Annotated in this window: 12 protein-coding genes; 11 read left to right on the forward strand and 1 reads right to left on the reverse strand. The window is 66.4% G+C overall.

Annotated elements, in window-relative coordinates; genetic code table 11:
- On the forward strand, positions 1-648 hold the full coding sequence (locus tag H609_RS0107110) for an SCO family protein (protein WP_018867704.1): 648 nt from the start codon (positions 1-3) through the stop codon (positions 646-648).
- A 257-nt stretch (positions 649-905) separates the two neighbouring features.
- On the opposite strand, the gene yihA is transcribed toward H609_RS0107110, so the two are convergent.
- Positions 906-1,538, reverse strand: a complete 633-nt coding sequence (gene yihA, locus H609_RS0107115; protein WP_018867703.1) for a ribosome biogenesis GTP-binding protein YihA/YsxC — start codon at positions 1,536-1,538, stop codon at positions 906-908.
- A 446-nt stretch (positions 1,539-1,984) separates the two neighbouring features.
- On the opposite strand from yihA, the gene H609_RS0107120 reads away from it, so the two are divergent.
- The 10 genes from H609_RS0107120 (at position 1,985) to H609_RS0107165 (ending at position 12,861) form a co-directional block, all read left to right on the forward strand.
- Entirely contained in the window at positions 1,985-2,608 is a 624-nt protein-coding gene (locus tag H609_RS0107120) for a cytochrome c (RefSeq protein ID WP_018867702.1), read from the forward strand.
- A 263-nt stretch (positions 2,609-2,871) separates the two neighbouring features.
- Positions 2,872-4,944, forward strand: a complete 2,073-nt coding sequence (locus H609_RS0107125; protein WP_028484645.1) for a cytochrome c biogenesis protein ResB — start codon at positions 2,872-2,874, stop codon at positions 4,942-4,944.
- A 26-nt stretch (positions 4,945-4,970) separates the two neighbouring features.
- On the forward strand, positions 4,971-6,143 hold the full coding sequence (gene ccsB / locus H609_RS0107130; protein ID WP_018867700.1) for a c-type cytochrome biogenesis protein CcsB: 1,173 nt from the start codon (positions 4,971-4,973) through the stop codon (positions 6,141-6,143).
- Positions 6,144-6,776 (forward strand): thiol:disulfide interchange protein DsbA/DsbL, encoded by a 633-nt coding sequence (locus tag H609_RS0107135; RefSeq protein ID WP_018878180.1) that lies wholly within the window; start codon positions 6,144-6,146, stop codon positions 6,774-6,776.
- A gap of 39 nt (positions 6,777-6,815) precedes the next feature.
- Entirely contained in the window at positions 6,816-8,456 is a 1,641-nt protein-coding gene (locus H609_RS0107140; RefSeq protein ID WP_028484646.1) for an acetolactate synthase large subunit, read from the forward strand.
- 37 nt (positions 8,457-8,493) lie between these two features.
- Entirely contained in the window at positions 8,494-9,375 is an 882-nt protein-coding gene (locus H609_RS0107145) for an endonuclease/exonuclease/phosphatase family protein (protein WP_019558370.1), read from the forward strand.
- A 90-nt stretch (positions 9,376-9,465) separates the two neighbouring features.
- Complete coding sequence (locus tag H609_RS0107150) at positions 9,466-10,752, forward strand: GGDEF domain-containing protein (protein WP_028484647.1); 1,287 nt, start codon at positions 9,466-9,468, stop codon at positions 10,750-10,752.
- Positions 10,753-10,770: 18 nt separating this feature from the next.
- On the forward strand, positions 10,771-11,661 hold the full coding sequence (locus H609_RS0107155; RefSeq protein ID WP_028484648.1) for a PfkB family carbohydrate kinase: 891 nt from the start codon (positions 10,771-10,773) through the stop codon (positions 11,659-11,661).
- Positions 11,662-11,801: 140 nt separating this feature from the next.
- Positions 11,802-12,173, forward strand: a complete 372-nt coding sequence (locus tag H609_RS0107160; protein WP_028484649.1) for an antitoxin Xre/MbcA/ParS toxin-binding domain-containing protein — start codon at positions 11,802-11,804, stop codon at positions 12,171-12,173.
- Entirely contained in the window at positions 12,145-12,861 is a 717-nt protein-coding gene (locus H609_RS0107165; RefSeq protein ID WP_231369973.1) for an RES family NAD+ phosphorylase, read from the forward strand. The genes H609_RS0107160 and H609_RS0107165 overlap by 29 nt, the downstream gene beginning before the upstream one ends.
- Positions 12,862-12,872: the final 11 nt, after the last annotated feature.

Here is a 12,872-nt window from a genome sequence, read left to right on the forward strand (position 1 = left end):
ATGCAGCGTATCCCGCTGAGCAGCCTGCTCTGGGCACTGGCCGTGCTGGCGGCCGGCGCCCTGCTCGTCTTCGTGATGCTCCGCCCGGCACCACCCCCCGTGTCCCAGGGGGCCGACCACGAACGCCTGCCGGTGGCCGATGCGGTATCCGGCGGGCCGATCGAACTGCCCGTTTCCACCACGGGCGAGCGGTTCCGGCTGGCGGACCTGGAAGGGCAATACGTCTGGGTCTACTTCGGCTACACCGCCTGCCCGGATGCCTGCCCGACCAGCCTGGGCTGGATCAGCGCCGCGCTGGACCGCTTGCCGCCCGAGCTGGAGGGCGAGGTCGCGGCGGTACTGGTAAGCGTCGACCCGGAACGTGATGACCGCGAGCGCCTGGAGACCTATGTGGGGCACTTCCACCCGGCCATCCAGGCGGCGACCGGGTCCCACGAAGAGCTGCAGCCGATCACGGAACGTTACGGCGTGTTCTACGAACGCACCGAGATCGACTCGGCCATGGGCTACGTGGTCGATCACAGCTCGTCCACCTACCTGGTCGGCCCGGAAGGCGACTTGCTGCAGATCTACCCGCACGGGACACCCGCCGCCGAACTGGTGGAGGGCCTGCGAACCCATGCGGAGGCCACCGGGACAGCCAACTGAGCCACACCCCGGACGGCAACGATGGATTCTGTGAAAAAATTCGCAATCGAGAGGCACGCGGCAGGAACTTTGCCCGCGCAGTGCTTTCTCACTTACTGAGCGCTCTAGCCCAGCGCGGCCCGCTTCTCTCCCTGAGCGGGCAATAGGCCTCTCTCCCCCCTGTAGAGGCCGAAATTAGCCCCGGTCCCACCCCAAGGCCGGGGCTTCTTTTTGTCTGCGTTTCGTGTATCCGCTCGACCGTCGGGCAGAGACGGGCCTCAGCCGGTCGCGGGAGCCGACTCCGGATCATGCTCGGCCAGCCAGCCACCCAGCAGGCCGCGCAGGTCATCGACACCCTGGTTCTTCAGCGAGGAGAAGGTCTGCAACGTCGCCTCGACGCCCATGGCCTCCAGCTCGCCATGCGCCTTGCGCAACTGGCGGTCGGCCTCCTGGCGCGAGAGTTTGTCCGCCTTGGTCAGCAGGCAGTGCAAGCGGCAGCGCTCCAGAGGCACCCAGTCCAGGAGCTGGCGATCCAGCTCGGTCAGCGGCCGGCGGATGTCCATGATCAGGACCAGACCGATCAGGCACTGGCGTTTTTGCAGGTAGCCACCAAGGAGCTGGTCCCATTCCGCGCGCTTGCCGGCCGAGACCTTCGCGTAGCCGTAGCCCGGCAGGTCGACCAGCCGCCAGTGCTCGGCCGGCGGCAGACGGAAAAGATTGATCTCCTGTGTGCGCCCCGGGGTACGGCCGACCCGCGCGAGCGCCTTGCGTCCACACAAGGCGTTCAGGGCGCTGGACTTGCCGGCGTTGGAGCGCCCGGCAAAGGCGATCTCGACGCCGGTGTCGGCCGGGAGCTGGGCAATCTGCGCCACGCCACGCAGGAAGTCGGTTTCGCGAAATCGGGGTTCCATGGGGCGAGAGAGCGTCCTAGGGAAACACTGATGAATGTACACGCTCGCGCTCGAGTCGCTTTTGCGTGCGAACAAGGCGCGGTGAGTGAAGTGTAGCCGAGCTACATAAGCGAGCCGCAACGCCGGGCGCACGCAAAAGCGGCCGAGCCCCTGCTTTCAATGGCTTGTGGGGTTGGCACCCCAGGTTCCCCGATCCTGCGTTGCGCCGCTTGCGGGTAGAACCACTACCCGCTGCGCGACGCGCCTTGTCTCGGAAAACCTGGGGTGCCAACGCGAGCGTGTACATTCATCAGTGTTTCCCTTGGCCGAGTGCCGGACTCGGTTTATTTTTGAGCACAAATTAGCATTGTGCTATAAACTGCGCCCCTTATGTTGATCGCCCTACGATGGGGCACAAGGAACGGGTCGCGACCCGGCACGCATTTACAAGCAGGAGATTCTCCGTCATGAACCACAAGCTTTCCGCTCTCTTTGCTGCCCTGTCCGTATCCCTGCTGCTCCCGCTGTCGGCAGCCCAGGCGGGCGATCCCCAGCGCGGCCAGGAACTGTCCCAAGCCTGCGCGGCCTGCCACCAGGCGGATGGCAACAGCGTGAACCCGGAATGGCCCAAGCTGGCCGGCCAGCACGCCAAGTACACCGTGAAGCAGCTGCAGGACTACAAGTCCGAACGCCGCGAGAACAGCCTGATGCTGGGCCAGGTGGCCAACCTGGACGAGCAGGACATGCGCGACCTGGCGGCCTTCTATGCCGAGCAGGAAATCAGCGCCGGCACTGCCGACGAGTCGGTGGTCGAACGGGGCGAGCAGATCTACCGCGGCGGCATCCCGTCGCAGAACGTCGCCGCCTGCATTGCCTGCCACGGCCCGAACGGCAACGGCAACCCGGAAGCCATGTTCCCGGCCGTCGCCAGCCAGCACGCGCAGTACAGCGCGGATCAGCTGCGCTACTTCCGCAGCGGCGAGCGCGCCAACGACAATGGCCGCATGATGCGCAATGTGGTGCGCAACATGTCCGATGAAGACATCGAGGCCGTGTCCCAGTACATGGCCGGCCTGCAGCCGAGCAACTGATTCGGCTGCGGGTACGCCGCGCAGGAGTGGCGGCGAAGCGACCCAGGGAAGGGGCGGCCTTGGCCGCCCCTTTTTTGTGGGCGCAGAAAAACGCACCCAGTTGGAATGCAATCCTGTACAGGGGCGTCATGGTGGGGCGCGCGAACTCCCGGGCGGATCATCGGTCCATCCACTGGTCGCGCAACGCCCGCGCAGTTTGTCTTGGAAATTGAACCCCTGTCGGGTTGCTTCGCATAGTCCGTCAGGCTAAAGCAGGTTTCAGCATGTCGAATAACGATCAGGCCGCCACCGCCGGCCCGGCCCCCGCATCCCGCCAGAAGGCCGCGCGCAAGCCGCGGCGCAGCCGCATACTGGTCGATTTCATGGGCTCGATGAGCCTGGCGATCACCCTCCTGGTGGCCCTCGCGATTGCCTCGGTCATCGGCACCGTCCTGGTGCAGAACGAACCGTACACCGAGTACCTGATGGACTACGGGCCTTTCTGGCACGAGATCTTTGCCGGGATGGGCCTGTACCAGGTGTATTCGGCCACCTGGTTCCTGCTGGTGGTGGCCTTCCTGGTCATCTCGACCTCCTTCTGCGTCTATCGCCAGACCCCCGGGCTGCTGAAGGACCTGCGCCGCTACAACACGCAGGTCAAGGAAAAGTCCCTGCGCTCGTTCCATTCCAGCGCCACCGGCGACCTCGATCAGTCGCCGGAGGAATTCATCCAGCACGCCCACCGGGTGCTGAAGGCACAGGGTTTCAAGGCGCGCGAGAAGTCCCACGACGGACAGACCGTGATCGCCGCCATGCGCGGGCGCTGGAACCGCATGGGCTACCTGCTGACCCATGTCGGCATCGTGGTGATCTGCGTAGGAGCCCTGGCCGACGGCACGACCCTGCTGAAGGTCAACGAGTGGCTGGGGAATCTCGAGATCGAGACCCGCAGCGTACCGATCTCCGAAGTCCCGCGTTCGGCCTGGATACCGGACTGGAACCCGTCCTTCCGCGGCTCGGTGGAGATCCCCGAGGGTGCATCGGCGAATGTGGTGTTCCTGCCGATGCGGGAAGGCTACTTCGTGCAGGAGCTGCCCTTCCGCGTCGAACTGGAGGAGTTCCGGATCGAACGCTTCTCCACCGGTGCCGAAAGCTCCTACGAGTCGGACCTGGTCATCCATGATCCGAACCGCGACGAGCCGCTGCGGCACACCATCTCGGTCAACCACCCGTTGATCTACAACGGCTTCGCGATCTATCAGGCGAGCTTCGCGGACGGCGGCACCCGCCTGGACATCGACGCCATCCCTCTCGGCGCCGAGGCCCTGCGCGAGCTCGAGGTGCCCGGTCGTGTGTTCCAGGAGATGGAGGTCCCGACGCCGGACGGCGACACCCGGATCATCGAGTTCACCAACTTTCAGCTGGAGAACGTGGTTCCGCTGCTCAACGAAGAGGGCGTGCGCGAGAACCGCCATATGGGCCCGAGCTTCGATTTCCGCCTGATGGACCGCACCGGCCACGGGCTGTACTACCGCAACTACCAGCGCCCGGCCCTGCAGGAAGGGGCGATGTATTTCCTCAGCGGCGTGCGCGAGAGCCCGGCGGAGGAGTTCCACTACCTGTTCCTGCCGGCAGATGCCGACGACTCGCTGGAGCGCTTCCGCACCTACCTCGCCATGCTGCACAACCCCGAGGTGCGCAACGAGATCGCCCGCCAGGTGGCGCGCGACGACGAGACTGTGCCCAACGAGCAGACCCAGGCCATCGCCCGCACGACGGCCGAGCTGATGGGGCTGTTCGCCGAGGGCGGCTACATGGCCGTCAACAGCGAGATCGAGCGGCGCGTACCGGGCGAGCGCATCGACGAGGTGCGCGATCTGATGATCCGCATCCTGCATGCCGGGCTCCAGGGGCTTTACATGGAGGTCCTGCAGGACGAGGGTGTGGTCTCGATTCAGGAAGAAGAGCAGCGTTTCCTGGAGGATACGATCTCCGCGATCAATGCCATCAGTCTTTATCAGTCGCCGTTCTTCTTCCACCTGAAGGATTTCGAGCACCGCGAGGCGTCCGGCCTGCAGATCGCACGCGCCCCGGGCCAGAGCACCGTGTACACCGGCAGCGTGATGCTGATCGTCGGGATCTTCTTCCTCTTCTACGTGTCCTATCAGCGCCTGTGGATCATGGCGCGGCGGAGCGAGAACGGCGACGGCACTCACGTGGTGATGGCCGGCACGAGCAACCGCCACCAGGTGGAATTCGAGGAACGTTTCGCGCATCTTAAGAGGTGGATCATCGATCAGAAGCCGGTCGATGGCGCCAGCGACGGCACCCATGAGTCCAACAACAAAAACGACTAAAAGCTAAGCAGTCGGAGGAGCACCCCATGTCAGTCCCCCACGAGGCCCTGGATTTCGAACGGCCCGGCATCTTCCGGCGCATCCAGCCGCGCGACTGGGCGTACATCGCCCTGACGATCGCCGTCGGCCTGATCGCCTTCTGGCAATACGGCCACATGATGGACCGCTACGACACCGGCGGCCTGATCCTGGCCGTCGGCCTGAGTGCCTGGATGGGCTGGTTCTGGCGCCCGTGGCAGGCCTTCTCGATCATTGTCGGGGTCCTCGCACTGTTCGGTATCTGGATGTACGGCGACGACCTCGCCCGCGGGAGCACCAACTTCTGGCTGAACTACGTCGGTTCGGGGCAGGCCGGTGTGATGTGGATGAGCGTCTTCCTGTACCTGTCCACGGTGGCCTACGTCACCGGGCTGTTCAGCCGCTCCGACTTCCCCACCCGGGTCGGCGGCGCGTTCGCCTGGATCGGTGCCGGCGCCGGGCTGATGGCCCTGCTGGTGCGCTGGCGCGAGATCTACCTGACCGATCCGACCTGGGGCTATATCCCCGTCGCCAACCTGTACGAGGTCTTCATCCTGCTGGCCGCCCTGACCACGCTGATGTACCTCTACTACGAGAGCCGCACCGGCCAGCGCACCATGGGTGCGTTCGTCATGCTGGTGATCGCCGCATCCGTCACCTTCCTGCTGTGGTACATGTGGGACCGCCAGGCACACGAGATCGAGCCGCTGGTGCCCGCTCTGAACAGCTGGTGGATGAAGATCCACGTGCCTACCAACTTTGTTGGCTACGGCGGCTTCGCCATCGCCGCGATGCTGGGGGTGGCCTATCTGGTCAAGCATCGGCTCGAACGCACCCGGCCCGACGCCGCCCTCACCCAGCGCATCCCGAGCAAGGAAGCGCTGGACAGCGTGATGTACAAGGCCATCGCGATCGGCTTCGCCTTCTTCACCATCGCCACCGTGCTCGGCGCGATGTGGGCCGCCGAGGCCTGGGGCGGCTACTGGACCTGGGATCCGAAGGAGACCTGGAGCCTGATCCTGTGGCTGACCTACGCCGCCTGGCTGCACATGCGCTTTACCAAGGGCTGGCGCGGACCGGTCATGGCCTGGTGGGCGATCATCGGGCTGTTCGTCACGACCTTCACCTTCCTGGGCGTGAATATGTTCCTGTCCGGCCTGCATTCCTACGGAGAGCTGTAAATGAAGCGTCGTGAATTCATGGGCGCCGTGGGCGGCGCCGGCCTGCTCCTCGCCACCGGCACCAGCCTCGCGGCCGAGTTCCGCGAGGGCCAGCACTACCGCGCCATCCAGCCCCCGCTGGATACCGGGCTGGAGGACGGCAAGATCCAGGTGGTCGAGGTGTTCTGGTACGGCTGCCCGCACTGCTACGCCTTCGAGCCCAAGGTCCAGGCCTGGAAGCCGAACCTGGCCGACGACGTGCAGTTCGAGTACCTCCCGGCACCAATGAACGACGTCTGGGCGCTGCATGCGCGGGTGTTCTACACCGCCGAGAAGCTGGGCGTGCTCGACGACGTGCATCAGGCGTTCTACGACGCGATCCACGATCAGGGCCGTCAGATGCGCTCGGAAAGCGCAATTCTGCGCTTCATCGACCAGCGCGGGCTGGATGCGGACGAGTTCCGCGAAACCATGCGCTCCGACGCGATCCGCCGCCGGATCGTCGAGGCCACCGAGGCCGTGCAGGACTACGGCGTTGGCGGCGTGCCGACCCTGGTCATCAATGGCGAGGCCATCGTCTCCGCCAGCATGGCCGGCGGGCACGACGAGATGCTGGAGGTTGCCGACTACCTGATCGAACGTGCCCGCGGCTAGCGCGCGGCTTATGCCGCGGGCCGCCGGGGCGCCTTCAGCATGAGCACGCCGACCACCGCCCAGCGCCTGGTCGAATGCCTCGAGCAGGAGGGCGTCGAACGCATCTTCGGTCTGCCGGGCGAGGAGAACATGGCCGTTCTCGATGCCCTGGCCGACTCCTCCATCGAATTCGTTACCACGCGCCATGAACAGGGTGCGGCCTTCATGGCCGACGTCCACGGGCGCCTGTCGGGCAAGGCGGGCGTCTGCCTCGCGACCCTGGGTCCCGGCGCCACCAACCTGATCACCGGCGTTGCCGACGCCAATATGGATCACGCGCCGCTGGTCGCGATTGCCGGCCAGGCCAGCACCCATCGCCTGCACAAGGAATCGCATCAGGTCCTCGACCTGAAGGGCCTGTTCCAGCCGATCACCAAGTACAGCTCCAGCGTGGTCGAGCCCGAGATTCTCCCGGAGGTGGTGCGCAAGGCCTTCAAGTGGGCCGAAGGCGGCAAACCCGGGGCCAGCTTCCTCGAACTACCCGAGAACATCGCCTCGCAGCCGTGCCCCAACCCGCCCCTGCCGGTCCACGCCGGCCCGGCGGCCGTGCCGGCCGACGCCTCGCTGGAGGCCGCGGCCCGGTTGCTGAACGAGGCCCACCACCCGCTGATCCTCGCCGGCAACGGCGTGATCCGCTCCGGCGCAAGCGGGGCCCTGGCCACGCTCGCCAGCGCGCTGAACATCCCGGTGGCCAATACCTTCATGGCCAAGGGCGTACTGCCGTTCCGCCACCCGCTGGCGCTCGGCTCGGTCGGGCTGCAGAGCCAGGACTTCGTGAACTTCGGCTTCCACAAGGCCGACGTGATCGTCTGCATCGGCTACGACCTGGTCGAATACCCGCCGAGCTTCTGGCATCCGGACGGCGACCGCACCCTGATCCACATCGATTCGGCCCCGGCCGAGATCGACGGCCACTACAACGTGACGGCCGAGGTCCTCGGGGATTTGACGACCTGTCTGCACCGTCTGGCCGAGCAGGTCAGTCCGCGCGAGGAGACCATCCTGCGCCCGCTGCGCCAGAGCCTGATCGAGGACATGAACGAGCACCGCGACGACACCCAGGTGCCGCTCAAGCCACAGAAGCTGATCTGGGACCTGCGCACCGCAGCGGATCTCGACGCGATCATGATCACCGATGTCGGCGCCCACAAGCTCTGGATGGCGCGCATGTTCCGCTGCGAGCTACCCAACACCTGCCTGATCTCCAACGGCTTCGCCAGCATGGGGATCGCTCTGCCCGGCGCCATCGCCGCGGCCAAGCTCCATCCCGAACGCCAGGTCGTCGCCGTCACCGGCGATGCCGGTTTCCTGATGAACGTGCAGGAGCTGGAGACCGCGGTCCGGCTGGGCCTGAATTTCGTGGTGCTGATCTGGAACGACAACGCCTACGGCCTGATCGAGTGGAAGCAGGTCCGCGAGTACGGGCGCAAGGCCTTCGTCGAATTCGGCAACCCGGACTTCGTCCAGTTGGCTCGCTCGTTTGGCGCCCGCGGCGTGCGCATCGAACCCGGCGACAGCTTGGAGATGGCCCTGCGCGAGGCCCTGGTGGAGCCGGGCGTGACCGTGATCGACTGCCCGGTCGACTACAGCGAGAACATGAAGCTGACGGAACGTTTGGGCGAGCTGGTTTGTCCATTCTGAAAACACGGACTTTCCCTCCAGCAGGAGACCACCCGCGATGACGTCGATCGCGCCCGGCGACCGTCGTGCCACGCCCCCCGGCCCCGAAGGCGAGGCGCAACCGGAAACCGCCACCCCGGAACAACTGAGCTACCAGCACGAACAGGGCAGCCAGCGCCTGCGTCTGCTGAGTTTCAATGCCCAGGTGGGCATCCACTCTTCCCGCCTGCATCACTACGTCACCAACAGCTGGAAGCACGTGCTCCCCTATGGCGGGCGCATGGACAACCTGGACCGGGTCGCGCGGTTCATCTCCGAGTTCGATATCGTCGGCGTGCAGGAGCTGGACGGCGGCAGCATCCGCAGCAATTTCGTCGATCTGGCGTCCTATCTCTCCGAGCGCGCGCAGTTCCCGTACACCTACAACCGGATCAACCGGGATCTCGGGCAGTTCGCCAAGCACTCCCTGGCCCTGTTCTCGCGCCTGGAACCGGACCGGGTCGAGATGCACCGCCTGCCAGGCGCCCTGCCGGGACGCGGCGCGATCGAGGCGCACTACGCGATGGGCGACGGAGACGAACTGGTCCTGTTCCTGCTGCACCTCGCCCTCGGCAAGCGGACCCGCAAGTCCCAGCTGGCCTACGTCGCGGAACACATCCAGGACCTCCCCCATGCGGTGGTCATGGGCGATCTCAACTGCCAGCAGGACAGTGAGGAACTGCGCCAGCTGGTCGCGCGCACCGGCCTGATGGAGCCAATGGCCTGCCCCGCGACCTACCCCGCCTGGGACCCGCGCCTGGTCTTCGACCACATCCTGCTGACCCCCGACCTGCATGTCAGCGACGTGCGCGTCTACAACGTTGCGCTGTCCGACCATCTCCCGGTCGGCATCGAGATCGAACTGCCGCAGCGCCAGGCCCTTCATGATCCAGCGCACTAAACCGTTGCCCGTATACGGGTACGATCCCGGCGGTGGCATCCACCCTTGTTCCGCGTTTAAATAGACACGCCTACCTTCCGGGATTTCCCGATGTCCGACAGCGATCTGCGTAGAACCATCATCGAGCTCGAACGCTCGCTGGACCGGGAACGGGCCCTGCAGGACACGATCCGCCGAGTCGCGCTGCGTTCGCTTGCGGTGGTGTCCGCCAAGGTGCCGGCACTGGAGGGCGCGGTCCGCGACCTGACCCGGGCCATCGAGTCCGACCCCGGCGACACCGCCTGGCTGGACCGCCTGAGCGGCCAGCTCGCTGACGCGGTACGTTCCAGCGACCATCGCCAGGATCTTGCCGAGGGCATCCTCGAGGTGGTGCGCCGCGGCCTGCACGGCTTCGAGTTCCTCGATTCCGAGGTGGACGCCCTGACCCGGGCCGCTGACCGCCGCGACAAGGCGGAGATCGAACGCACCCTCAACCGTCTGTTCACGGTCCTGCACGACAAGTGCCAGAAGGCCATGACCGAGCGCGAGGAGCTCACCGAGGTCGTCGGCGAGATCTGGCACCGCCTCGAGGATGTCGACACCGCCTTGTCCGAGGACGAGGCCCGCGGCGAACGCGCCCGCGAATCCGTGTCCGAGCTGCATGCCGGGATCTCCGGCGATGTCGCCCATATCAAGGGCCGGGTCGTCGACGTCGACGATCTGGCGACCCTGCGCACCGAGGTCAGCCGCGGCCTCGACCGCATGGTGGAGCGGGTCACCGCGTTTCGCGATGAACAGGAAACCGAGCTGCTGGCAGCACTGGAGCGCAACCGCGCCCTGCGCTCCAAGGGCCGCAGTCTGGAGGGCCAGGTGCAGGCCCTGCGCACGCGCCTGGAACAGGCCCGCGCCGAGGCCACGCGCGACAGCCTGACCGGCCTGCCCAACCGCACCGCCTTCGAACAGCGCCTGGCCCAGCTCCCGGCGGAGCTGAAAAAGGCCGGCGCCGCCTCCCTGCTGGTCTGGGACATCGACCACTTCAAGACCATCAACGACGAATACGGACACAGCGCGGGCGACAAGGTCCTGCGGGCGGTCGCCGAGATCCTGGCCGAAGGGGTCCGCGCACCCGACTTTGTCGCGCGCTACGGCGGCGAGGAATTCGTGATGATCCTCTACCGCGAACCCGCGGCCGCCCATACACAGGCGGACACTATCCGCGAGGCGGTCGATCGCCTGATCGTGCGCGCCGGGAACACCCGGCTGAAGGTCACCATCTCCGCGGGCCTGGCCGGTATCAATCCCACCGCGACCCCGGAGGCGATCTTCGACGCGGCCGACCACGCCCTGCTCCAGGCCAAGAAACGCGGGCGCGACCGCATTGAACGCGCCAACGACTGACCGATCCCGGGAGACGCCATGCACGGCACGCCCCCATCTCACCTGATCTTCGGCGAGGTCCTGTTCGACGGCTTCTCCGACGGCACACGCGTCCTCGGTGGCGCACCCTTTAACGTCGCCTGGAACCTGCATCAGCTGGGTGCCGCCGCCTGCTTCGTGGGCGGCATCGGCGACGACGCCGATGGCCGCCGCGTGCGGGAACGCATGCACCACATCGGGATGGATACACGCGGGCTGTACCAGCACCCCACGGCCCCAACGGGCGAGGTACGCGTCACCCTGGAGCAGGGCGAGCCGAGCTACACCATCGTCCCCGGCCAGGCCTATGACGACGTCCCGGCGGACTGGGCGGAGCAGCTGCCGGCTACGGCCATGCTCCTCTATCACGGGACGCTGGCCCTGCGCACCGGCAATCGCGAGCTGCTGGAACGCCTGCGGGCCCGCTCACGCCAGCGCTTCGTCGACGTGAACCTGCGGACGCCGTGGTACGACACCGATGACGTCCTCGCGCTGATCCGCGGCGCCGACGTGGTGAAGCTGAACACCGACGAGGCCGCGACCCTGGCCCCGGATGTCGCCGAGGCCGAGCGCCCGACCGCGCTGCTCGAACGGGCCGCGATCCGCTCCGCCCTGATCGTCACCCACGGGGCCGGTGGTGCCGCCATCCACGGCCCAGACGGCCAGCACTGGCACGCACCCGCACCGCCCGTCGACGGGTTCCGCGACGCCGTGGGCGCCGGCGACGCCTTCGCCAGCGTCGCCATCATCGGGCTGCAGAACGCCTGGCCCTGGGCGACCACCCTGGAGCGCGCCCTCCGATTTGCCGCCTCCGTCTGCACCCTGCAGGGCGCCACCACCGACGACCCGGCCTTCTACCAGCAAGCCACGCGCGAGTGGCCCCGGGCCTGACGACACGCCGGGTCGCCGGACACCCCAGCGTGAACCAAAAGGGACACTGCGACTTGGCGCCCACGCGATTTGTTTGCCTCAGGAAAAACCTGGCTCTATAGTTTCTATGGCAATATTCCTTCTTGTCCCGGGAGGGCCATATGAAAAAAACGGCAAACGCGGAACAGCGCCAGGAGGTACTCACCAGGGCTGTCGCGCAGGCGGGGGCACGGCTCGGCATGAAACAGTCGGAGCTGGCCCGTGCCCTGGGGCTGAGCCCCGCTACAATCAGCCGGATGTACGCCGGTGGTTATTTCCTGGACGAGCGCACCAAGCACTGGGAGATCGCGGCCCTGCTGGTCCGTCTCTACCGGGGACTTGACGCCATCACGGCCGGCGACGAGCGTTCCCTTCGGGCCTGGATGCGCAATCCCAATGCCGACCTGCACGGTGTTCCGGGAGACCTGGTGGACAATGTGGCGGGGCTGGCTCGCGTAGTCGAGTATGTGGACGCACACCGCGCTCGCATCTGAAGCCGCGCCTGCGAACGGCGAGGGATGGCGGGTGGTGGAGCATCAGTACACCGTGTCCACCCGCAAGCTCGTGAGTACCCGGGACGAGCAGGAAGTGCTGGAGGCGATTCTGGAGGAGACCAAGCCCGCCTTTCCCGCCAATACGGCGCATTTGCATTACCTCCTCAAGACGCCGTTCCGCTATCCGCCGTCGCCCTTCGGTTCCCGGTTCCGTCGACCCCAGGAAGGCGAGGGCGTCTTCTACTGTGCCGAAGCCGTCCGCACCGGACTGGCCGAGTTCAGCTACTGGCGCCGACACTTTTTCGAGGCGTCCCCGGGCACACCGTTACCTGAAGCCCACGAATCGCTCACGGTCTTCAGCGTCGCCTGGCGCACCCCGAGTCACCTGGACCTGACCCGTCCGCCGCTCAACAAGGATCGCGCCCAGTGGACCCACCCGGACGACTACACCGCCACCCGGGCGCTCGCTGCCGAAGCGCGACGAGCCGGTATCCAGGCCATCCGTTATGAATCTGTGCGCGACCCTCAGCGAGGCGCCAATCTGGCGCTCCTGGCCCCGGCAGTATTCACGCAGCCGGAACCTCTTACCCAGCAAACCTGGTATCTCTACATGGGCGCCAGCGAAAGCAACTGCATCCGGGCCGGCCGGGATGAGTCCTTTACCTTCCCGGCCTCATCCTCCGCCTGATCCGTCCCCCA

Source organism: Thioalkalivibrio sp. ALE17 (assembly GCF_000425605.1).
In the GTDB taxonomy this organism is placed as follows: domain Bacteria; phylum Pseudomonadota; class Gammaproteobacteria; order Ectothiorhodospirales; family Ectothiorhodospiraceae; genus Thioalkalivibrio.